Genomic DNA, 23656 nt, shown 5'->3' on the forward strand with positions numbered 1-23656 from the left:
CGGATATTGGCTTTATTTTTTTGCTTGTTCATAAGACTCAATCGCTCTTATTCGTGCTTTTGCGTGATCAACAATGGGTAATGGATAATCGAGAGAGTTATTTGTTTTTGCCGCCCATTCGTGAGGTGTATGAATATATCGGCTCGGCACATGAGCGAGCTCAGGGAGCCAGTGACGGATAAATTCACCGTCAGGATCGAACTTACGACCTTGGGTGGTAGGATTAAAAATCCGAAAATAAGGTACGGCGTCAGTTCCTGTTGATGCAGCCCACTGCCAACCCCCATTATTTGATGCGAAATCACCATCAATGAGTTGCGACATAAAATAACGTTCGCCCCAACGCCAATCAATCAGCAAGTCTTTGATAAGAAAGCTAGCCGTAAGCATACGTAAACGGTTATGCATCCAACCTGTTTGGTTAAGCTGTCGCATTGCCGCATCAATAATAGGGAAACCTGTTGAGCCTTGAGTCCAAGCCGTAAATTCATCTTGGCTGTTACGCCAATTGATTTTTTCTGTCCAAAGCTGAAATGCAATGTGTTTGCATAAATTGGGGTTTGCTACAATTAAGTGTTGGTAAAACTCTCGCCAAATAAGTTCATTAAACCAAACAAATGCGCCTGAAGTATTGTTTTCTAAGAAATCAGGTTCGGTTTGGTAAAGGCGATTAAAGCATTGGCGAATAGACAGTAATCCCATTGAAAGATAAGGAGACAATCGGCTTGTGCCATCAACGGCAGGAATATCTCGCCATTTTGCATAATGTGGCACGCTTTCATAACAGAAGTGTTTTAAGCGTTTAAGAGCCTCTTCTTCTGTAGAGATAAAAGAGAGCGAGCTTGTATTTTCAAGTGAAAATAGCGGTGCTTTTAACGGCGATACCGCTTTTTGATGTGTTCTGATCTCTGGGATAGGTAACGAGGCGTTATCTTGTGAAACAAAGAGTCGCAAAAATGCATTTCTAAAGGGCGTAAAAACTTTATACATTTCCCCTTGTTGGGTAACGACATGACCTGGAGGAATAAACACATTGTCATGATAAGTATAAACGGTTGTCTTATTCTTTAGTAACTCAGTGACTTTTTTATCACGGCGTTGTTCATTAAGGGCATATTGGTGATTGAAATAAAGTGCAGTGACGTGATGTTGTTGGCAATACTCAGCCACTTTATCGGCCGCATTTGAATAAGTATCGCTTATCACAACGGTCAGTGGAATATTGAGTTTTGCTAGTGAGATTGAAAGATCCAGCAACGCATTATGAATGAACGCCTGACATGACAAAGCCATATTGTGAGCTTTCCATTGTTCAGGCGTTACGGTGAAAATAGCATGCACCTGTGCTTGTTTATCTTGGCAAGCGTGAAAGAGTGCCTTGTGATCTGTCACTCTTAAATCATTACGAAACCAAACTAAATGAACAGGGGACGGGTGCATGTAGCCTCTCTTAATCTAATTTAGGGTGTTGATCGATAAGGGATTGGCGTTTTTTCTGTAATGCTTCGATTTCTGCTTCAATATCTTCAACGCGTTGTTCGATATTATCATAATGTTCAGACAGAATTTCTTTTGCCTCTGATTTATCTGATGCTGCAGGTGTTGCACCTCGTAAAGGTTTATTTGCAGTTTCGATCATCTTGATGCCTGTTATCAAACCGACAACAGCGACAATCATCAGGTAATAAGCTGGCATATATAAATCACCGGTTGCTTCAACTAACCAAGCTGCCGCTGTTGGTGTTGCCCCTGCAATTAATACCGAAATATTAAAGGCGATTGCTAATGCACTATAGCGAATATGGGTTGGGAAAATAGCGGGTAAAATCGATGCCATTACCCCAGTAAAACAGTTGAGTAAAACCGCTAGAATTAATAACCCTAAGAAAATTAAACCAATTTCATCACTGTTAATCATCATAAACGCAGGGTAAGCAAGGACAAACAATCCAATACTACCGCCAATAACAAATGGCTTACGACCAATTTTATCACTCAGTAACCCAATGACAGGTTGTACAAACAACATCCCTATCATAATTGCGATAATGATCAGTACACCGTGATCTGCCGAATAATTTAAGTTATGAGATAAATAACTCGGCATATACGTCAATAACATATAGTAGGTCACATTAGTGGCAATCACTAAACCGACACAGACGGTTAAACTTTTCCAATATTTTGATGCAATTTCACGTAATGAAACACGAGGTGGATCTTGGATAGATTTACGATCGTCGCTATTCATTTCATCGACATGTTGTTGGAATGCTGGCGTTTCTTCTAATGCATGACGTAAATATAAGCCAATAAGACCTAATGGTAATGCTAAGAAGAACGGGATACGCCATCCCCACTCATGGAATGCTGTTTCTCCAAGGATAGTCGAGATCAGTACCACAACACCGGCACCCATAACGAAACCTGCAATAGAACCAAAATCTAACCAGCTTCCCATAAATCCACGTTTTCGGTCTGGCGAGTATTCTGCGACGAAAATCGCCGCCCCAGAATATTCACCACCAATGGAAAAACCTTGTGCTAATTTAGCGAGTAATAATAAGACCGGAGCCCAAATGCCGATGGTTTCATAAGCAGGAATAAGGCCGATGGCAAATGTACTCAGTGCCATAATGATGATAGTAACCGATAACACTTTCTGACGACCAAACTTATCCCCAAGCATCCCAAATACAACACCTCCTAATGGTCTTACAAGGAATGGTACTGAGAATGTGGCAAGCGCGGCAATCATCTGCACACCCGGAGATGCACCAGGGAAGAAAACTTGACCTAAGACATACGCAAGGAAGCCATAGACACCAAAGTCAAACCATTCCATGGCATTACCTAACGCCGCTGCAGTAATGGCTTTCTTTAGCTTACTATCATCAATAATAGTTATATCGTTGATTTGTAGTGGTTTGTTTCTTTTTTTCTTCATTTTCATATTAAGTGACCTTTATTAAGGTATTTGTGATTTTTTGTTTATCAATTAATTAAAAGAAATGAAGCGACTATTTGTTAGCGAGAAGAGTGAGTGATAAAAATTCACTAAAAAACAGCTTACTTCTACCAAATTTAAAGTGAGGTATTAAGCTAATAGATAAGAGAATGTTTATTAAGTATAGATGAGATTGAATAAGATATTAGAAAGTTTTCGTTGTTGTTTTGATATAACAAAACAGAGCCTCTAAGTATTAAAATGTGATCAATATCATAACGTAATTCTGCTTTTGTGTAAAATTCATAGCGTTACTTAGGTGTTATTTGTGTTAAGTCAACGGAAAATCTCGCTTGGAGAAATAAAAAAACAAATTTATTTTTTGTTTTAATAACAGTGTGTTATATCCTTTTTCCGTTTTTTTGATTCAGGCTAACGCATTTATATGTGTATTGTGCATAATGCAAGGTCTGATAGATAAATAGCAAATAATAATGCCTTATTTTACTTAATTATTTGAGAGAATAATCAAGATGAAAATGTGGATAATAGAATAGATCTCGCTATTCTTATTATAAGATTATATCAAGGTCGTTATGGGATATTACTACAGAGATATTAAAGATCGCCAAGCGTTACCTATATTTAGAATAACAATTTATTAATTTAATAATTAACCGCGCATTTGTGCAGATTAACCCGGGTACCTCTATGAATATTAATCAACTGAAAAGCTTTGTTGAAGTCGTGAAAAATAATTTCAACATCACTAATGCGGCTGAAAAACTCTATACCTCACAACCGACAATCAGTAAGCAGCTAAAAATATTAGAAGATGAACTCAGTGTGTCGCTGTTTGTGCGTAAAAATAATAACTTATTAGCACTCAGCCCGATGGGTAAAGAAGTCCATAAAATTGCTTGCGATATTCTTGGGCAAGTTGACCGAATCAAAAGCATTGTGGCAGAAGAAGATCGTAATAAAAAAGTCGATTTACATATTGCGACAACACACACTCAAATACGTTATTCATTACCGAATGTGATTGATCACTTTCGTCGCTATTACCCTAATATTTCGCTACATTTTCATCAAGGTGCGCCAGCTCAATTAGCGGAAATGGTTAAGAATGGTGATGTGGATTTTGCTATTGCAACAGAATCTATGCATCTTTATGAAGATCTCATTACACTACCGTGTTACCGCTGGACTCGTAGTTTATTAGTTCCTTATGATCATCCTCTTGCTTTATTGAAAGAGGATGAGCAGGTTACTATTGAACAAATGGCAGAGTATCCATTGATTACTTATGTTTTTGGTTTTACAAGAGGGTCTAAATTAGACAAGGTATTTTATAAAAATAACCTGAAACCTAAAGTGGCGTTAACCGCGACGGATACAGAGATTATTAAATACTATGTTAAGCGACATTTAGGTATCGGCGTTATTGCGACCGCCTCTTATGATGAGATTGAAGATGGTGGCGCATTAAAATGTATTAATATCGATCATTTAGTGCAACCGAGTTATACCCATATTTGTGTCAGTAAACATACTCATATGAAAGATTATATGCATGAATTTATTTCTCTCTATGCGCCACATATTGATAGAAATATTATTCAGATGCCAGAGCAGTGGGAAACACAATGGCACAGTCAAGAGGTATACCAAGGATTACCTGATTTACGATCAGTAAATGTGAATAATAGCGTTGCAGAATAAGAATAGACGTCAGAATAAAAAAGCCCGTTTTGCGGGGGCAATAACGGGCTTAGGGCAGAATAATAAGCGATTAGCGAGTCAGAATATTAACAAAAATCTGAGCACCAACAAGTAAACAATCATCATCGACAAAATAAGGATTTGCGTGAAGGTAATTATTAATACCTTTCGCTTGGTTACCACTTCCTAAGAAGAACATGGCACCGACCTTGCCTTTAGTGGCGTTAACCATATAGCTAAAGTCTTCACTGCCTGTCATTGGCTTACCGTTCGATTCAATATTCTCTTCTGGTAAGAATTTACGCATCGCATCTAATAAACGCTGATGTGCAGTTGGATGATTCACAACCGCTGGGTATCCGCTATAGCTTAATGTGGTTTTAAATCCACCTGCTGTACTGCGTGCAACGATTTCATCAAAACTAGCTTTCAGTACTTGGTCGGTATTTTCATCCATCGAACGGATAGTACCGCGAGCTTGTACGTGATCGGCTAATGCATTAGGGATTGTTCCCCCATTGATCATGCCACAACCAAATACCGCAGGGCTAAATGGATCTGTTTTTTTCGCAACAACATAATCCATATAATCAATTAAGCGCGTTGCTTCACGAATCGCATCTAACCCTTTGTGTGGTGTTGAACCATGGGCAGAAACACCATAAACATCTAATGTCCACGCAGAACCATAAGATGACATCACACCATCATTAAAGCGAACACAACCTGTTTCAATCGCTGCATCGTTATGAAGTGCGTAAGTTTCATCAACGCCTTCCATGCAACCGAGTTCAACCATTTTTTCAGCGCCAGGTACACGCATATCTTCTTCAGCCATTTGGAAAATAAAGCGAACGTTCGCGCTCATCTCTTCTCTATTTTCGGCAAGATATTTAGCACTGGTTAATGCCATGGTCATATGAGTATCGTGACCACAGTTATGCGCACAACCTTGGTGAACTGAACTATGTTCATTATTGGTTAAGTCTGGCATTTCTAATCCGTCCATATCAGCACGGATAGCAATTAATGGAAATTCAGAATTAACAATTAAGTCTGCTGTGAAACCAGTATATCCATCAAAAGTTTTAATTTGATAACCAAAACTTTCCATTAATTCACGACAGTATTTAGATGTTTTATATTCTTCACCTGATAGCTCAGGTATTTTATGCAGGTCTTGTCGTGTTTTTTTACTAAAGTCATTTAATTGAAAGAGTTTTTCACTGACATTATAAATATTATTCATTAGATAACTCCCTGGATAGTAAATCCAATTTGCGCGACGATTGATGCGCCAAAGAAACAACAAGTTGAAACAATCATGAAAATAAGAATAACTTTCCATGACATTTTCTTAAGTTCTTCTAATTGACCACCAACAGATAACCCAGCAAATGCTAATAAAGGAACACAACAAGATAAGAAGGAAACTTTACCAATAGAACTAATAAAGAAATCTCTTACCGGAGTTTCGGGTAAACAAATAAGTATCCCGATAATTGTTGCATAAGCAAATGTGGGTAAAGATGAAGGTAAATAATGTTTTGCAACGAGTGAAATAAATACCACTAATGACATAGCAATAAAGCTATCCCACATTGCATAAAGAGCGATCCCTGATGTTAACGTCTGAGTAAACATTGCCAGTAAAATAGCAACGAATACAAATTTCATATCAATAATTATATTTTTCATGCAGTTTTGCCTCTGGTGAAAATTTTATAAATTTTTTCTGAAAGAGGTAAACCTAAATAGGTTAATGACAGTGCGCCAAGTGCTGAAGATAATAAGTTAGATGCAGCGGCAACACTTAATACTTGCTGTGCTAATGCTTCATCAAGACCATTAATTAATGCACCTGATGCCGCACTTAACATTGAACCTGAACCCACGCCAGAGCCTGCTGCAAGAGCAAGTGGATGTAATCCAGTTAATGGAGCAATACTACCTAATACGCTAAACCATAAAGTACCGATAACAGAACCACATAAATAAATGGCTAATACACCAATATATTCTTGAGAACCTGTACCAAATTTACCTTGAATAACAGCGATAGAAGGTTCACGGCTAATAGATGAACAAGCACCAATTGCACGACGACCAAATCCAAATTTAATGGCTAATGGAACCGCAATTAATACTGGTAATAAGTTGCCGAGTTCCTGAACAAATAAAGGAATACCGACACTTAAAATCATTTTAATATTAGGAACAATCATTCCCGCATATTGTGTACCTAAAATAAGTAGGCTGAAACCTACCATTTTACCGCAGAAGCCTTCTTCTTTTTCTGTAAATAATTTACCCCATACTTTAATTTTTTTACGGGTAAATCCAGCAGATATACACATACCAATAATGACAGCGAATAGCATTGGTAAAATAGGTATTACCGCAATGCCAATCTTAATTTCTTTTTTACCAATGACATATTGTGAAATAAAAATTAAGAAAAGGACTGCCAGAATACTAATAAAGAAAACCTTTATCGGACTTCTACTTTTGTCCATCCGTTAATCTCCGTTGAAAAATAATCAGGCTTTATTCTAGAGGACAAAAAGCAAAAGGTAGCGTGACCAATGTCATGTTTATTTCATACCTCTTTTTCATGGGGCATGAAATAATACAATGGTGATAAATTTATTAACAAATAGAAGAAAGGTAAATTTATTAATAAAGACAGTGAGTAAGGCTGAAATGAGTCAGCTTAATTGTTAATAAAAATGTGAAGGGGGAAATTATAATTAAAAATTATTTTAATTATTAAAATAATCCTATAAGTGAAGATTGTCTATAATTTAATAAATAATAATACGTTATTAATGAGATATATTCTTATTTAATGCGATTATTATAAATTTAGCGAATGTATTTGGAAGTGATATTTTATTTTTCACATTTTTGAGAACGGATTTTATCTCCACAGTGACATTATAGTGATTGGTGTTATTCTTTATATTTGAGTTAGTCAGATGATTTTCTCTGCAAGCTGAGAAGAAAGAGAAACAGAATATGGGAAGGAAATACGTGTAGCTCGCAGAGGTGCAATTCACCCAAAACTGAGGAAAAACATCACCATGAGTAAGCAAACAGTTGCAACCTATATTGCTAAAGTACTCCATAATGCAGGTGTAAAACGTATTTGGGGCGTGACAGGCGATTCTCTCAATGGATTAAGTGATAGCTTGCGAAAGATGGGAACGATTGAGTGGATGGGAACCCGCCATGAAGAAGTTGCGGCTTTTGCGGCAGGAGCTGAAGCGGCAGTTGATGGTCAATTAGCGGTTTGCGCGGGCTCTTGTGGACCGGGAAATTTACATCTTATCAATGGGCTTTTTGATTGTCATCGTAATCATGTCCCTGTGTTAGCCATTGCCGCACATATTCCTTCTGCTGAAATTGGTAGCAATTATTTTCAAGAAACACATCCTCAAGAACTTTTTCGCGAATGTAGCCATTACTGTGAATTAGTCTCAAATCCAGAACAGATCCCTCAAGTGTTGGCTATTGCAATGCGAACCGCTATTTTGAAAAAAGGGGTTGCAGTAGTTGTTTTACCGGGAGATGTGGCACTGAAACCAGCCCCAGAAGATGCGCATGAAAACTGGTATCCGTTGCAATTTCCACTCATCATGCCAAACCGTTTCGAAATCGAAAAATTATCCGATGCACTAAATAATGCAAAAAATATCACTTTAATGTGCGGTGCCGGATGTGCTCAAGCGCGTGACGAAGTGATTAAACTGGCTCAAACATTAAAAGCCCCTGTTGTACATGCATTGCGAGGGAAAGAGTATATAGAGTGGAAAAATCCCTACAGTGTAGGAATGACAGGATTAATTGGTTTTTCATCGGGTTATCATGCGATGGAAAATGCTGATACGTTAGTGTTATTAGGTACGCAATTTCCTTATCGTGCATTTTATCCATCAAAAGCCAATATTATTCAAATCGATATTAATCCAAGCAGTCTTGGTTCGCATTGTCATGTTGATATGGCGATGATTGGCGATATTAAAGCTACACTAAATGCGATACAGCCTCGTTTAAAAGAGAAAACGGACACCACTCACCTTGATGCTTCATTAAAACATTATGCGAAAGCACGACAAGATCTGGATGCACTGGCACAACCGAGTGAGCGTGAACTTATTCATCCACAATATTTAGCGCGTCGATTAAGTGAACTTGCAAATGATGATGCTATTTTTACCTGTGATGTAGGAACGCCAACAGTGTGGGCAGCGCGTTATGTTGGAATGAATGGAAAACGTCGTTTGCTGGGATCGTTTAATCATGGCTCTATGGCAAATGCGATGGCTCAAGCCATTGGTGCACAGGCATTAGATAGAAAGCGTCAAGTAGTCGCAATGTGTGGTGATGGTGGATTTACCATGTTAATGGGCGATTTTATCTCATTAGCCCAAATGAATTTACCTGTAAAAGTGATTATCTTTAATAACAGTGTATTAGGTTTTGTGGCAATGGAGATGAAAGCCGGTGGCTATTTAACCGATGGTACGGATTTACATAATCCTGATTTTGCTGCTATTGCGAATGCATCTGGTATCAAGGGTATTCGAGTAGAAAAAGGTGAAGATCTCGATAATGCACTAAAAGAGGCTTTTGAACATGATGGCCCTGTGATTGTGGATGTGGTGACGGCAAAACAAGAGCTTTCAATGCCTCCTGAAGTGAAGTTTGAACAAGCAAAAGGGTTTAGCCTGTATATGATGAAAGCGATCATTAATGGTCGAGGCGATGAAATTGTTCAACTCGCAAAAACGAATTGGTTACGCTAGCTATTAAGTCAGACTGAAGATAAATAACCCTATCAACATCAATCGATAGGGTTATTTTTTATTATAGGGTTTTCTCTGTTAAACAGAAGTTTTCAATTAATTGCCCCATTAATTCACGAGTCGGCTCAATAAATGCCATATCAATAAATTCATCAGGTTGATGTGCTTGCTCAATAGAACCAGGACCTAAAACTAAGGTAGGGCAGAGATCTTGAATAAACGGCGCTTCAGTACAGTAATTCACAGTTTGCGCTTTCTCACCTAATAGTTTTTCGATCACAGCGACCATCTTATGATCGGTTGGGCACTCATAACCTGGAATAGGATCGTGTAACGCTTCAACATTTAAACGACCCGGCCAACGTGCTTTGACTGGCGCTAATGTTTCGTGAAGTAAATCATCCAAGTCTTGTAGCGTTAATCCCGGTAGTGGGCGAATATCCATATGCAATTCACAGCAAGCACAAATTCTATTTGCTGCATCACCGCCATTAATATAACCAAAGTTCATTGTTGGATAAGGGATAACAAACGCAGGGTTGTTATAGCGAGTTTTTAACGTATCGCGCAGTGTACTCAGGTGAGTAATCGATTCATGCATCAGCTCTATTGCATTCACCCCTTTTTCTGGATCACTAGAATGCCCTGATTGCCCTGTAATACGTATTGCATTCGATAAATGTCCTTTATGAGCACGAATAGGTTTTAGCGATGTAGGTTCCCCAATAATGGCAAAATCAGGGCGGATTGCTGTATGAGCGGCAAAATAACGAGCCCCTGCCATAGAGGTTTCTTCATCTGCGGTAGCAAGAATGTAGAGTGGGTGAGTTAACGTCTTAGGATCGATATGTCGCAATGCATCGAGAATAAAGGCAAAAAAGCCTTTCATATCGGCAGTGCCTAAACCATATAACTTATTTTCTTTTTCTGTCAGCGTAAAAGGATCTTGCGTCCAACGGCCTTCATCAAACGGTACTGTGTCAGTGTGACCACAGAGTAATAACCCACCTTTACCCGATCCTAATGTTGCCAAAAGGTTAAATTTACCTCGCGTTTCGGGCACGGGTTGGATCTCAATTGAAAAACCCAATGTTTCCAACCAATTAGCAAGTAAATTAATCAGCGCTTCATTACTTTGATCATTTTTAGCGTCTGTAGCACTGATAGAGGGTGTTGCAATTAATTGACGATAAATCTCAATAAATGTAGGTAATTTAATATTCACTGTTGACAGCCTTTCTTCATAATAGTATCAATATTCATGCACTTTTTTTGAATAAAAATACATTAATCGGTTTGTGTTCATAGTACAAGGTAAGAATGACATGTTAAATACTCTGATTGTAGGAGCAAGTGGTTACACTGGCGCTGAATTAGCCGCCTATCTTCAGCAGCATCCTCATGTGAATTTGAGCAGACTGATGGTATCCGCTCAAAGTGCAGATGCAGGGAAGTACTTTTCTGAACTTCATCCACAATATCGTGGTTTAGTGGATCTCCCACTTGAGCCGATGGTTGATGTCGCGAAAGCTGCTGAAAACATTGATATCGTTTTTCTCGCAACCGCTCATGAAGTCAGTCATGACATCGCCCCTGTTTTTTTAGAGCAAGGTTGTGTGGTATTCGATTTGTCTGGTGCCTATCGAGTACAAAACAAGCATTTTTATCAACAATACTATGGATTCGAGCATAAGAATACTGATTGGTTATCACAGGCAGTTTATGGGTTAGCTGAATGGAATGCCGACATTATTAGTCAGGCGCAATTAATTGCTGTGCCGGGGTGTTATCCAACAGTCTCTCAATTGTCACTAAAACCTTTAGTAGAAGCAGGACTGTTAGATACAGCACAGTGGCCTGTGATTAATGCCACCAGCGGTGTGAGTGGTGCTGGCAGAAAAGCCTCTTTAACCAGTAGCTTTTGCGAAGTGAGCTTGCAACCTTATGGCGTGTTTACGCATCGCCATCAACCTGAAATTGCCACACATCTGGGTATCGATGTGATTTTTACACCTCATTTAGGCAATTTTGCCAGAGGGATCTTAGCCACTATCACCTGTAAGTTAAAAGCAGGTGTGACACAAGAGAACGTAAGACAAGTCTTTGAAGATGCTTATCAAGATAAACCATTAGTGCGTGTTTATGAAAAAGGGTTGCCTGCATTAAAAGCCGTGGTAGGAACTGCATTCTGTGATATCGGATTTGCTCAACAAGGTGAACATCTGATTGTCGTCGGTGTTGAAGATAATTTGTTGAAAGGGGCTGCTGCACAAGCAGTGCAATGTATGAACATTCGGTTTGGTTTCGCTGAAACCGAATCACTTATTTAAATAATGGGTAGGGAAGTTTCATGGAACCATTAATTATCAAACTGGGTGGTGTGCTCCTTGATAATGAAGAAGCGTTAACACGGTTTTTTACTGCATTACAACAGTATCGCTCAACGTATTCTCGTCCTTTAGTCATCGTACATGGTGGTGGCTGTTTAGTGGATGAGTTGATGGGTAAATTGCAGTTGCCTGTGGTGAAAAAGCAGGGGCTTCGAGTTACACCCGTTGATCAGATAGACATCATTACAGGGGCGCTTGCCGGAAGTGCCAATAAAACCTTGTTATCGTGGGCAACGAAGTTTGGGCTTAATGGCGTGGGGCTTTCTTTGGGTGATGGCCAGTTAGCTAAAGTCACTCAAATCAATGAAGAGTTAGGTCATGTAGGAAATGCCAATCCCGGCTCTCCTGATTTACTCAATTTATTATTGGGTGCTGGCTACCTACCTATTATCAGTTCGATTGGTATGACTGAAAAAGGTGAGCTGATGAATGTGAATGCTGACCAAGCGGCAACCGCTATTGCTGAAACATTAGGTGCTGATTTAGTCCTACTTTCCGATGTCAGTGGCATTTTAGATGGTAAAGGTCAGAAGATTGCCGAGATGTCAGCTGAAAAAGCACAAATGTTAATCGACCAAGGCATTATTACTGACGGCATGATAGTGAAAGTTAATGCGGCATTGGAAGCGGCTAAAACGTTAGGACGACCTGTTGAAATCGCAAGTTGGCGCCACGCTGAAAAACTGACGACATTATTTAATGGTGTTGCAGTAGGAACTCGTATTTTAGCTTAAAAATTACGCTAGATATCTTATCGTTATTTGATCATTGGCAGAATTTAAATAAATTGGGAATTGAAGGTTATCACTATGACTAAAGGTATTAAGAAAATCGTATTGGCATACTCTGGCGGATTGGATACTTCGGCAATCATCCCTTGGCTAAAGGAGCATTATGATAACTGTGAAGTTGTCGCTTTTGTGGCAGATGTGGGGCAAAGCCGTGATGATTTAGTCGGTGTGGAACAAAAGGCATTAGCATCAGGTGCTTCCGAGTGTCATATCGTCGATTTACGCGAAGAATTTATCAAAGACTACGTCTACCCTGTATTAAAAACAGGCGCGTTATATGAAGGTAGCTATTTATTAGGTACTTCAATGGCACGTCCTGTTATCGCTAAAGCACAAGTTGAACTAGCCTTAAAATTAGGTGCGGATGCTGTTGCTCATGGCGCAACGGGTAAAGGTAACGATCAGGTTCGTTTTGAAAGCACTTATGCGGCACTTGCGCCACAACTGAAAGTCGTTGCGCCTTGGAGAGAGTGGGATTTACGCTCTCGTGAAGCGCTGTTGGATTATCTAAAAGTGCGTAATATCCCAACAACAGCAACCCTAGAGAAAATTTATAGCCGTGATGAAAACGCATGGCATATCTCAACAGAAGGTGGCGTATTAGAGAGCCCATGGAATGCCTCAAATGCAGATTGTTGGGCATGGACTGTTGATCCTAAAAAAGCACCAGAAACACCAGAATTAGTCACTGTGACGGTAAAAGCAGGAGAAGTGGTTGCGGTTAATGGTAAAACACAATCACCTTTTGAATGCTTAGATACCTTGAATGCGTTAGGTGTAAAACACGGTATTGGGCGTATCGATATTGTTGAAAACCGTTTAGTGGGTATGAAATCTCGTGGTTGCTATGAAACCCCTGGGGGCACGATCATGATGGCGGCTCTGCGTGGTGTTGAGCAACTCGTACTTGATAGAGATGCTTTTAAATGGCGTCAGCAATTAGGCTTAGAGATGTCTTATGTCGCTTATGATGGGCGTTGGTTTACGCCAATTCGTGCTTCATTACAAGCTGCTGCTGAAGCGCTGGCAAAAGATGTGAATGGCGAAGTGGTGTTAGAACTTTATAAAGGTCATGTGAATGCTATTCAGAAAAAATCAGACAACAGTCTGTACTCTGAAGAGTTCGCAACCTTTGGCGAAGATGAAGTTTATGACCATAGCCATGCTGAAGGTTTTATCCGTTTATATTCTCTGCCATCACGTATTCGTGCACTGAGCAAGAAATAACGTAAGGCAATAGAGTGGTGCTAATAAGGCATCACTCTCACTCTTTTTATTACATAGAATAAATACAGGAAGCGATTATGGCACTCTGGGGTGGACGTTTTAGTCAGGAAGCTGATCAACGGTTTAAACAATTCAATGATTCACTGCGGTTTGATTTTCGACTGGCACAACAGGATATCTTTGGCTCAGTAGCTTGGTCTAAAGCGTTAGTCACAGTTGGCGTATTGTCGCAAGATGAACAAGCTCAACTTGAGCAAGCTTTAAATGAATTATCAGAAGAAGTCACAGCAAATCCGCAGTCTATTTTGCAAAGTGATGCAGAAGATATCCATAGCTGGGTTGAAAGTAAGCTTATTGCTAAAGTCGGTGATTTAGGTAAAAAACTACATACAGGGCGTAGCCGTAATGATCAGGTCGCAACAGACTTAAAATTATGGTGTAAAGAAGAAGTTATTCATCTTCGTCAAGCGATTGTTGAGCTACAAAAAGCCTTAGTTATCACCGCAGAACAAAATCAAAACTCGGTAATGCCGGGTTACACCCATTTACAGCGCGCCCAGCCAGTCACTTTTGCGCATTGGTGTTTAGCATATAATGAAATGCTAGCCAGAGACGAAAGCCGTTTAGCTGATGCATTAAAACGTTTAGATATTAGTCCATTAGGTTGTGGGGCTTTAGCCGGAACGGCTTATGATATTGATCGTGAACAATTAGCAGGATGGTTAGGTTTTGCGAGTGCAACCAATAATAGTTTAGACAGTGTATCCGATCGTGATCATGTCTTAGAGCTATTATCCTCTGCGGCTATTGGTATGGTGCATTTATCGCGTTTTGCAGAAGATCTTATTTTCTTTAATAGTGGTGAAGCGGGTTTTATTGAATTATCAGACAAAGTGACTTCTGGTTCATCATTAATGCCACAAAAGAAAAACCCAGATGCACTTGAGCTTATCCGTGGGAAATGTGGACGAGTACAAGGTGCATTAACGGGCATGATGATGACCTTAAAAGGTCTACCTCTCGCTTACAATAAAGATATGCAAGAAGATAAAGAAGGACTGTTTGACGCTATCGATACATGGTCTGATTGTTTGCATATGGCAACGCTCGTTCTTGATGGGCTCCAAATCCGTCGCCCTCGTTGCGAAGAAGCCGCAAAACAAGGTTATGCTAATGCCACTGAACTGGCAGATTATCTTGTTGCGAAAGGTGTGCCATTTCGTGAAGCTCATCATATTGTGGGTGAAGTGGTTGTTTGTGCCATTGAACAAGGTAAAGCGATTGAAGAACTCCCGCTGTCTGAATTACAGATGTTTAACAGTAAAATTATGATTGATGTGTACGACATTTTATCGCTTCAATCTTGTTTAGATAAACGTCTTGCAAAAGGTGGTGTTTCTCAAAAACAGGTCGCTTATGCGATAGTAAAAGCCAAAGAAGTCTTAAATATGGATAAATAAAAAAACGTTTATCTAAGACAACTGACTGTTATTCAAAAAGAACAGGGTGAATGCCACTCTGTTCTTTTATTTTTAATTGCCGATAATATCTATACTCATTTTGAATTCTTTAGAGTATGAAGTAATTCGTTTTTTGAGTTGTTTGTTTAGAAAATATCGAAAAAGAGAGACAGAATAACATTCGACTGATAGAAAAATTTATCAGTTACTATATTATCTATAGACATTAACTATCAGCAATAAATGTAGGATCTGCAATGAATATCCGTGACTTGGAATATCTGGTGGCTCTAGCTGAGCATAAACATTTTCGTCGTGCGGCAGATTCTTGCCATGTGAGTCAGCCAACATTAAGTGGTCAAATTCGTAAACTTGAAGATGAACTCGGTGTAATGTTACTTGAAAGAACGAGCCGTAAGGTTTTGTTTACTCAACAAGGCTTATTGCTGGTGGATCAAGCGAAAACCGTTTTACGTGAAGTCAAAGTGCTACAAGAAATGGCTTCATTGCAAGGAGAAAGTATGGCTGGGCCTTTACATATCGGGCTTATCCCTACTGTTGGTCCTTATTTATTGCCTCACATTATTCCGGAATTACATAAAAACTATCCTAAGTTAGAGATGTATCTTCATGAAGCACAAACTCATAGCTTATTAGCTCAATTAGATAGCGGAAAACTCGATTGTGCCATTTTGGCAATGGTAAAAGAGAGCGCGCCGTTTATTGAAGTGCCTCTATTTGAAGAGCCAATGAAGTTAGCAATTTATGAGGGACATCCATGGCATGAGCGTGGATCTGTGCCGATGGGTGACTTAGCAGGTCAACGTTTATTAATGTTAGAAGATGGACACTGTTTACGCGATCAAGCGTTAGGTTTCTGTTTTCAAGCAGGTGCAAAAGAAGATACTCATTTTAGAGCAACGAGTTTAGAGACCCTACGTAATATGGTCGCTGCCGGTAGTGGAATAACCTTGTTACCTGATTTATCCGTCCCTCAAGAACAAAAGCGTGATGGGGTGTGTTATCTAGAATGTACCGATCCTAATCCATCACGGTCTATTATTTTGGTTTATCGTCCCGGATCGCCTTTGCGTAATCGTTATGAACAGTTAGCAGAGACAATCCGTGAACATATGACCGCATTTTATGCAGAAAAACAAAATGCATTAAAATAAACGGTTTAAACCATTAAGAGCCGCAACACGATAGGCTTCTGCCATTGTTGGATAGTTGAAGGTGGTATTAACGAAATACTCGATAGTATTGCCTTCACCTTTTTGCTCCATAATCGCTTGACCGATATGAATAATTTCAGCAGCCCGCTCACCGAAGCAGTGAATACCTAAAATTTGTTTGGTTTCGCGGTGGAAGAGAATTTTTAAACTCCCTACATTCATACCTGCAATTTGTGCTCTTGCCAAATGTTTAAATTGAGAGCGCCCTACTTCATAAGGGATTTTCATTGCCGTGAGTTGTTGCTCTGTTTTACCAACAGAACTAATTTCAGGAATGGTGTAGATCCCCGTTGGAATATCTTCAATTAAATGCGTTTCTGATTTTCCGGTTGTGATAGCTAACGCCGCAATTCGACCTTGATCATAAGCAGCTGAAGCTAGACTTGGATAACCAATCACATCACCGACGGCATAAATGTGTTCACAACTGGTTTGGTAATGTGCATTAACAGAAACTTGTCCACGACTGTCTGTTTTGATACCCACGTTCTCTAAGCCTAGAGTGTCTGTATTTCCTGTTCGACCATTCGCATAAAGTAGACAATCTGCTTTGACTTTTTTACCTGATTTTAGATGTACAATAACACCATCATCGACACCCTCAATGCTTTCATATTCTTCATTATGACGAATAACAATGCCGTTATTCCAGAAGTGATAAGAAAGGGCATCAGACATCTCTTGATCAAGGAAAGACAATAGATGATCACGAGTATTAATTAAGTCTACTTTTACTCTTAATCCTCTAAAAATAGAGGCATATTCACAACCAATAACACCTGCACCATAAATAATGACATGATGAGGCTCATGCTCTAAATCGAGAATAGTGTCACTGTTATAAATACGAGAATGAGAGAAATCGACATCTGGCGGGCAATACGGGCGTGAGCCTGTTGCAATAATAAAACTATCAGCGGAAAGAATATCGCAAGTACCATCAGGATAACGCACGCTGATCCGGTGCTCGTCAATAAATGCAGCTTCACCCGAATACATCGTACAATTATTACGCTCGTAAAAACCTTGACGCATTTTAGTCTGCTGATTAATTACGGTACTGGCTTGGCGAAGTATTTGAGAGAAAGAAGAGTTAATAAGACGAGATTGGTCGCTGTAAAGCGGGTTTTGATTAAATTCGATAATACGACTTACTGCATGACGTAGGGCTTTTGAAGGAATAGTTCCCCAGTGAGTACAGCCCCCACCGACTTTGTTATAACGTTCTATAACAGCGACGCGCTTTCCTTGTTTAACAAGCCCCATGGCCGCGCCTTCACCACCAGGACCTGAACCGATCACAATTGCATCGAAATGAGAATGTTGCATAGGAAGAGACCTGTTTTATACAAACCGACAACGCTATATTAACATTACAATGAATAATAGCCCAACGGACATTAAGGGCATTAGTCACACTTTGTTGAGTTTTTATGAGAATGTGTCTTGATAGATGATTGTACGCACTGCTTTTTTAACAAAGTTTGATATATTGAGTATAAACCAAATTAGGATTATCAGGATTTCTGTGAGTAATAATATTGGCATTAGAGCTAAACAAAAAGAAAAAACCCGTCGCTCTTTAATTGAAGCTGCTTTTAGCCAACTCAGTGCTGAACGTAGCTTTACAAGTCTAAGTTTACGAGAAGTGGCTAGAGAAGCTGGTATTGCACCCACCTCATTTTATCGTCATTTTAAAGATGTTGATGAACTTGGGCTCACCATGGTTGATGAAAGTGGATTGATGTTACGCCAATTAATGCGCCAAGCACGTCAACGTATTGCGAAAGGTGGCAGTGTTATCAGAACATCAGTAGCAACTTTTATGGAATTCATTGGCAATAATCCTAATGCGTTTCGATTATTACTTCGTGAACGTTCAGGGACTTCTGCTGAGTTTCGTGCGGCTGTCGCACGAGAGATCCAACATTTTATTGCAGAACTGGCAGACTATCTTGAGCAAGAGAGCCATATGCCACGTTATTTTACAGAAATGCAATCTGAAGCAATGGTCACTATTGTATTTAGTGCAGGCGCAGAAGCACTGGATATCGATATTGAAAAGCGTCAACAATTAGAAGAAAGATTAGTTATACAACTGCGAATGATTGCTAAAGGTGCCTATTATTGGTATCGACGTGAGCAAGAAACGCAAATACCTCCACAAGATAACCCAGAGATAAAGAAAAAAACGCATCAGAAAGGAGACAAATGATGGAACAAAATCGCTGTGAAAAAAGCACGCTATTACTTGCCACAGTCATTGGTGTCGCTTTACATGGTACTTATTCAAGTCTTTTTAACCCGTTTATTGAGTCGTGGTCAGTTTTCCCACTCATCAGTTTAATCTTGGCAGTTTACTGTTTATATCAGCGCTATTTAAATCAACCCATGACCGATGGTATGCCTAAGCTGATTTTTTCATTCTTTTTATTAGGCTTATTTGGTTATAACGCTTACACCAGAACCGTTAACCCTGAATGGGGTTCAAATTTCTTCTCTTCAGTTTGTATCGTTATTGTTGCGTTGTGGATTTATCGTCAATTCAAACAGCGTCAACGTTTACGTATACAGGCAGAAGAAGCTGAGAAAGCATCACAAGCAGAGCAGTACTAGCCTGTACTTATCTCTTTGTTGTAAACACAGCGAAATTTTGACACCAGCAAGTTATCTTGCTGGTGTTTTTGTTTTTACTCGTGCTATTGAACGCTTTTTATCTATAACCAGTGAAATAAGGGGTTATCTTTTTTCTAATAACACGCCACATTCCATATGGTGGGTATATGGGAATTGATCGAATAAGGCTAATTTACTGACTTTATGGGTTTTAATGAGCGTTTCTAAATTTTGGCACAGTGTTTCTGGATTACAAGAAATGTATAAAATACGAGGGTAAGTTTTAACCAACTCTACAGTTTTCTCATCTAAACCACTACGAGGTGGGTCAACAAAAATGGTTTCACATTGGTAATCTTTTAAATCAATCCCTTCTAGGCGTTTAAATTCCCTTACACCATTCATTGCTTGAGTAAAATCTTCCGCAGACATGCGAATAATTTTCACATTATCAATATGGTTCATTGCAATATTATATTGCGCGGCATAAACAGAAGGTTTTGCAATTTCAGTTGCCAGTACGCGTTCAAAATTACGCGCAAGTGCTAATGAAAAATTGCCGTTACCACAATACAGTTCAAGCAGATCGCCTTTTGCATTCTCCGTTGCCTTTAATGCCCATTCCAGCATTTTAATATTGACCTGAGCATTAGGTTGCGTGAAGCTATTTTCAACTTGGCGATAAATCATTTTTTTGCCAGCAACGGGTAATACTTCATCAATAAAATCGTTATCAAGCATAATTTTTGTTTTATATGCACGACCGATTAATTGCACATCAAAACCTTGAGCAATTAATGATTGGCGTAATGCCATTGCTTCTTGCTGCCAAGTTTCATCAATTTTCTTGTGATAAAGCAGTGAGACAATAATTTTATTACTCAACGTAGAAAGATAATCAATCTGAAACAGTTTCTTTCTGAGTGTTGGTTTATCTTTTATTTCTGCCAACAAGACAACCATCATTTTATTAATAAGCTGGCTAGCAACGGGAAATTGGTCAACCCGAATACGCTGCTTAGTCTCTTGGTCAAACATAATATGATAGAGAGACTCTTCTTCATGCCAGATACGGAATTCCGCACGCATACGATAATGCTGTTCTGGTGATGAAAAAACCTCGGCTTTAGGCGCATTAAAAGGAGCCATCATTGTTTGTAGACGTTGTGTTTTTTCATTCAGTTGAGACTGATATGTTTGCGTTGGTAATGAATTCTGCATGGTATCTCGCCTTTTTTGGCAGTAATAAAGTTAAGCGAGCGAAATTGTAGAGATCCTCATGAAGATGTCCAGTATTCTTCATGTTCAATTTCTGGACTCAATGGATTTGAAATCGTAGCATAGTTATTCGGTCTCCTAATAGGAGTGAAAAGGGAATCTGGTGCAAAGCCAGAACTGACGCGCAGCGGTAATAGGATCAAGGATAATAAAAGACACTGCAAAGCACTTATATAAGTGTAGTGGGAAGTCATTATCTTAAAGACATAAATTTGTTGCTTTAACCTAAAGTCCGAAGACCTGCCGAAGACCTGTCGCATCTTAAATTAAATACGCGCTTTATTTAATTTTGGCGGCATCCTGCTACTTATTCTGTTGGATGCAGATTATTCATGAATCATAAAAATGTTTTTTTCATTTCGAGTCTTGCTTTGGGTGTAATGGCAAGTAGTTTTAGTACATTTGCAGATAACAACAATACATTAAGTGTGACTGCAAATCGTTTCCAAGAACCTAGCTCTTCTATTTTAGCGCCAATGACGATAGTTGAACGCGAGCAAATAGAGCGTTGGCAAAGTAATAGTGTCCTTGATGTATTACGCCGATTGCCGGGGATTGATGTTGGGCAAAATGGTGGAATAGGGCAACAAAGCTCAATATTTGTGAGAGGTACAAATTCAAACCATGTTCTCATTTTAGTAGACGGTGTACGTTTAAATCAGGCGAATGTTTCAGGAAGTTCTGATATCAGCCAAATTCCTCTTTCTCTTGTTCAGCGAATTGAATATATAAGAGGGCCTCGCTCTTCGGTTTATGGATCTGATGCAATTGGTGGGGTAATTAATATTCTAACTGAAAGAGAAAACGAAGGTGGTACTCTCAATGCCACAATGGGTTCTCATGGTTATCAAGAATATGATGGCTCTGTAAAACAAAAACTCGGTGATAAAACAACACTAACGGCGGCAGGTAGTTATCTCTATACCAAAGGCTATGATGTAGAAGCGAGAGGTAATACAGGAGGGCATCCTCAACCTGATCGTGATGGTTTTATGAATAAGTCACTATGGTTAGGCGTTAATCACGATATAAATGATAACGTTTCTTTATTTGCACGGGCTTATGGTTTTGATAATCGTACGGCTTATGATGCTGAGCCAGATTATAACGATAATACCATTATTACGGATACTCGCGCACTGTTTAGCCGCACTTATGATGCAGGTATGCAATTTCATCGTGATAACTACTCTTCTTCTTTAAATACCAGTTATAACTACACCAAAGATTATGATTACGATCCACATCAAGGTCGCTATGGTAAAGGCAGCCGGTTTACCAACTCTGAACAATATAATGTGCAGTGGAGCAATCACCTTTTATTAGGCAATGGCAGTGTAGGGGGGGGAGTAGATTGGCAACGTCAATCTGTTAAAGAAGGTTCTAATGGATTCCCTAATAAAGAACATTCCGACAATACTGGGCTCTATCTTACTGGTCAGCAAAAATTAGGCGATGTGATTGCAGAAGCTTCAGTGCGTTCTGATAAACACTCTGAATATGGCTGGCACACTACATGGCAATCTAACTTAGCGTGGGAGTTCGTTGAGGGCTATCATGTGATTGGTGGCTATGGTACGGCATTTAAAGCACCGACACTGATGCAACTTTATAGTGAATGGGGAAGTAATCCAGATTTACAACCTGAAGAGAGCAAACAGTGGGAAGGGGGATTTGAAGGGTTAACGGGACCTTTATCATGGCGATTAACCGCATATAGAAACCGAATTAATAATCTTATCCAGTCAGATCCTCATCAGGGTTGGAAAAATCATAATATTGGCGAGGCATTAATTAAAGGTGCAGAATTTACAGGGGAAATGGATACAGGTATTTTCCATCACACTTTTAATTACCAATATATAGATGCAAGAAATGATGAAACACATCAACGCCTTGATCGCCGAGCTCGTCAGCAAGTGAAATATCAGCTTGATTGGCAAGTCGAAAAATTAGATATGGGAGTGACATACCAATATATTGGTCAACGTACTGATAAAGAGTACGATCCTTCAACTTATTCATCAAAACCTATTTCTTTAGGCGGTGTGAGTATTTGGGATTTAACTGCGTCATATCCTATTACATCACATCTCTCAATTCGTGGTAGAATAGCCAACCTGTTTGATAAAGATTATGAGACAGCTTATGGCTATCGCACGCCAGGACGTGAATACTTCCTTACAGGAAGCTACAACTTCTGATGCACAACTTACCGCTAACCCTACTGTATTAGTTTTTGATTCAGGGGTTGGCGGTTTATCTGTTTATCGTGAGATCCGTGAAAAATTACCGGATGCTCACTATATCTATGTTTTCGATAATGAAGCTTTTCCCTATGGTGAGAAGTCACAAGAATTCATTATTGACCGTGTTGTTCGAATAGTTAGCGCGGTTGCGGAAAAGCATGATCTCGCCACCATTGTTATTGCTTGTAATACAGCAAGCACAGTGAGCCTTCCTGCTTTACGTGCCAAGTTTACTGATATTCCTATTGTGGGTGTTGTTCCTGCTATTAAACCGGCAGCTAAATTAACCTGTAATGGTGTGGTTGGATTATTAGCAACAAGAGCAACCGTTAAACGTCCTTATACCCACGAACTTATTGAACGCTTTGCAACTGATTGCAAAGTTCACTCTTTAGGTTCGGCTGAGCTGGTGGAATTGGCGGAAAGAAAACTTCATGGTGAGGCCGTTTCTTTAGATGCGCTTCGTAAAATCCTTACACCTTGGCTAAAAATGAAAGAACCGCCAGATACGGTGGTATTAGGTTGTACTCATTTCCCTTTATTAGCTGATGAACTTCTTTCTGTTTTACCTGATGGCACACGAATTATCGATTCTGGTGCTGCAATTGCACGAAGAACTGCGTGGTTGGTCGTAAATCAAGCGAAAATAAAGGGAACTAATGAAATTAGTTTCGCTTATTGCTTAAAAGAAGATGAGAATAGCGAATTATTAAAACCTGTTTTAGCGGGTTTTGGCTTTGAATCGCTCAGAAAACTGGCGCTTTAAGTGCAATTTGGTGGAAAATTCAACGGTCAGTAAAAAAACTCAAAAAAAGTGTTGCCAGCTTCACAAAACTCCCTATAATGCGCCCTCGTTGTCACGGCAAACCACGCTAAGTGAGTTAGCCGAGAGAACAAAAAAATAAAGTGAAAAGCCTTATAAAATAACGC

19 protein-coding genes and 1 riboswitch are annotated in these 23656 nt (G+C 39.4%); of the genes, 11 read left to right on the forward strand and 8 right to left on the reverse strand.

Features of this window, described 5'->3' with window-relative positions; translation table 11 throughout:
- Window positions 1-12: 12 nt before the first annotated feature.
- Complete coding sequence (gene phrB, locus DK865_RS13200) at window positions 13-1440, reverse strand: deoxyribodipyrimidine photo-lyase (protein ID WP_109392128.1); 1428 nt, start codon at window positions 1438-1440, stop codon at window positions 13-15.
- A gap of 10 nt (window positions 1441-1450) precedes the next feature.
- Entirely contained in the window at window positions 1451-2953 is a 1503-nt protein-coding gene (proP, locus tag DK865_RS13205; protein WP_023583447.1) for a glycine betaine/L-proline transporter ProP, read from the reverse strand.
- 705 nt (window positions 2954-3658) lie between these two features.
- Between proP and DK865_RS13210 the strand changes: the two genes are divergently transcribed.
- Window positions 3659-4672, forward strand: coding sequence for a LysR substrate-binding domain-containing protein (locus DK865_RS13210; RefSeq protein WP_023583448.1), 1014 nt, complete (start codon window positions 3659-3661; stop codon window positions 4670-4672).
- A gap of 70 nt (window positions 4673-4742) precedes the next feature.
- Here DK865_RS13210 and DK865_RS13215 read toward each other — a convergent pair whose 3' ends face one another.
- The 3 genes from DK865_RS13215 to DK865_RS13225 are packed head-to-tail and all read right to left on the reverse strand — an operon-like array spanning window position 4743 to window position 7188.
- Window positions 4743-5921, reverse strand: a complete 1179-nt coding sequence (locus DK865_RS13215; protein ID WP_023583449.1) for a M20 metallopeptidase family protein — start codon at window positions 5919-5921, stop codon at window positions 4743-4745.
- Complete coding sequence (locus DK865_RS13220) at window positions 5921-6370, reverse strand: hypothetical protein (RefSeq protein ID WP_006534124.1); 450 nt, start codon at window positions 6368-6370, stop codon at window positions 5921-5923. Before DK865_RS13220 ends, DK865_RS13215 begins: the two co-directional genes overlap by 1 nt.
- Window positions 6367-7188 carry a DUF3100 domain-containing protein gene (locus DK865_RS13225; RefSeq protein WP_023583450.1) on the reverse strand — a complete coding sequence of 274 codons (822 nt, stop codon included), beginning with the start codon at window positions 7186-7188 and terminating at the stop codon, window positions 6367-6369. The genes DK865_RS13220 and DK865_RS13225 overlap by 4 nt, the downstream gene beginning before the upstream one ends.
- Before the next feature lie 567 nt (window positions 7189-7755).
- On the opposite strand from DK865_RS13225, the gene poxB reads away from it, so the two are divergent.
- The gene (poxB, locus tag DK865_RS13230; protein ID WP_109392129.1) at window positions 7756-9480 is read left to right on the forward strand and encodes a ubiquinone-dependent pyruvate dehydrogenase; all 1725 of its coding nucleotides are present in this window, start codon (window positions 7756-7758) and stop codon (window positions 9478-9480) included.
- 61 nt (window positions 9481-9541) lie between these two features.
- Here the strand turns inward: poxB and argE are convergent, their stop codons facing one another.
- Window positions 9542-10705, reverse strand: a complete 1164-nt coding sequence (argE, locus tag DK865_RS13235; RefSeq protein WP_036914580.1) for an acetylornithine deacetylase — start codon at window positions 10703-10705, stop codon at window positions 9542-9544.
- A gap of 100 nt (window positions 10706-10805) precedes the next feature.
- Between argE and argC the strand changes: the two genes are divergently transcribed.
- The 5 genes from argC to oxyR all read left to right on the forward strand — a co-directional run bounded on the left by argC (window position 10806) and on the right by oxyR (window position 16523).
- The gene (gene argC, locus DK865_RS13240; protein ID WP_109392130.1) at window positions 10806-11810 is read left to right on the forward strand and encodes an N-acetyl-gamma-glutamyl-phosphate reductase; all 1005 of its coding nucleotides are present in this window, start codon (window positions 10806-10808) and stop codon (window positions 11808-11810) included.
- Between the two features lie 20 nt (window positions 11811-11830).
- A complete protein-coding gene (gene argB, locus DK865_RS13245; RefSeq protein ID WP_023583452.1) occupies window positions 11831-12604 on the forward strand; it encodes an acetylglutamate kinase in 774 nt (257 codons plus the stop codon).
- Window positions 12605-12679: 75 nt separating this feature from the next.
- Window positions 12680-13888, forward strand: coding sequence for an argininosuccinate synthase (locus DK865_RS13250; protein ID WP_109392131.1), 1209 nt, complete (start codon window positions 12680-12682; stop codon window positions 13886-13888).
- Window positions 13889-13965: 77 nt separating this feature from the next.
- Window positions 13966-15348 carry an argininosuccinate lyase gene (gene argH / locus DK865_RS13255; protein ID WP_023583454.1) on the forward strand — a complete coding sequence of 461 codons (1383 nt, stop codon included), beginning with the start codon at window positions 13966-13968 and terminating at the stop codon, window positions 15346-15348.
- A 257-nt stretch (window positions 15349-15605) separates the two neighbouring features.
- Entirely contained in the window at window positions 15606-16523 is a 918-nt protein-coding gene (gene oxyR / locus DK865_RS13260) for a DNA-binding transcriptional regulator OxyR (RefSeq protein ID WP_023583455.1), read from the forward strand.
- Here oxyR and sthA read toward each other — a convergent pair.
- A complete protein-coding gene (gene sthA / locus DK865_RS13265; protein WP_023583456.1) occupies window positions 16515-17912 on the reverse strand; it encodes a Si-specific NAD(P)(+) transhydrogenase in 1398 nt (465 codons plus the stop codon). The two genes, oxyR and sthA, sit on opposite strands and share 9 nt — an antisense overlap.
- A gap of 199 nt (window positions 17913-18111) precedes the next feature.
- On the opposite strand from sthA, the gene fabR reads away from it, so the two are divergent.
- Window positions 18112-18798: an HTH-type transcriptional repressor FabR gene (gene fabR / locus DK865_RS13270; protein WP_036914586.1), complete on the forward strand. Its 687-nt coding sequence runs from the start codon at window positions 18112-18114 to the stop codon at window positions 18796-18798.
- Window positions 18798-19199 carry a YijD family membrane protein gene (locus DK865_RS13275; protein ID WP_036914589.1) on the forward strand — a complete coding sequence of 134 codons (402 nt, stop codon included), beginning with the start codon at window positions 18798-18800 and terminating at the stop codon, window positions 19197-19199. Before fabR ends, DK865_RS13275 begins: the two co-directional genes overlap by 1 nt.
- A 123-nt stretch (window positions 19200-19322) precedes the next feature.
- Here DK865_RS13275 and trmA read toward each other — a convergent pair whose 3' ends face one another.
- Window positions 19323-20420, reverse strand: a complete 1098-nt coding sequence (gene trmA / locus DK865_RS13280) for a tRNA (uridine(54)-C5)-methyltransferase TrmA (protein ID WP_109392132.1) — start codon at window positions 20418-20420, stop codon at window positions 19323-19325.
- Window positions 20421-20531: 111 nt separating this feature from the next.
- Window positions 20532-20739, forward strand: a riboswitch (cobalamin riboswitch).
- 70 nt (window positions 20740-20809) lie between these two features.
- On the opposite strand from trmA, the gene btuB reads away from it, so the two are divergent.
- Both btuB and murI read left to right on the forward strand, forming a co-directional pair.
- Window positions 20810-22681 carry a TonB-dependent vitamin B12 receptor BtuB gene (gene btuB, locus DK865_RS13285; protein WP_109392133.1) on the forward strand — a complete coding sequence of 624 codons (1872 nt, stop codon included), beginning with the start codon at window positions 20810-20812 and terminating at the stop codon, window positions 22679-22681.
- On the forward strand, window positions 22626-23492 hold the full coding sequence (murI, locus tag DK865_RS13290; RefSeq protein WP_109392134.1) for a glutamate racemase: 867 nt from the start codon (window positions 22626-22628) through the stop codon (window positions 23490-23492). Before btuB ends, murI begins: the two co-directional genes overlap by 56 nt.
- The last annotated feature ends 164 nt before the right edge of the window (window positions 23493-23656 follow it).

This window comes from Proteus cibi, from assembly GCF_003144405.1.
Taxonomy (GTDB): Bacteria; Pseudomonadota; Gammaproteobacteria; order Enterobacterales; family Enterobacteriaceae; genus Proteus; species Proteus cibi.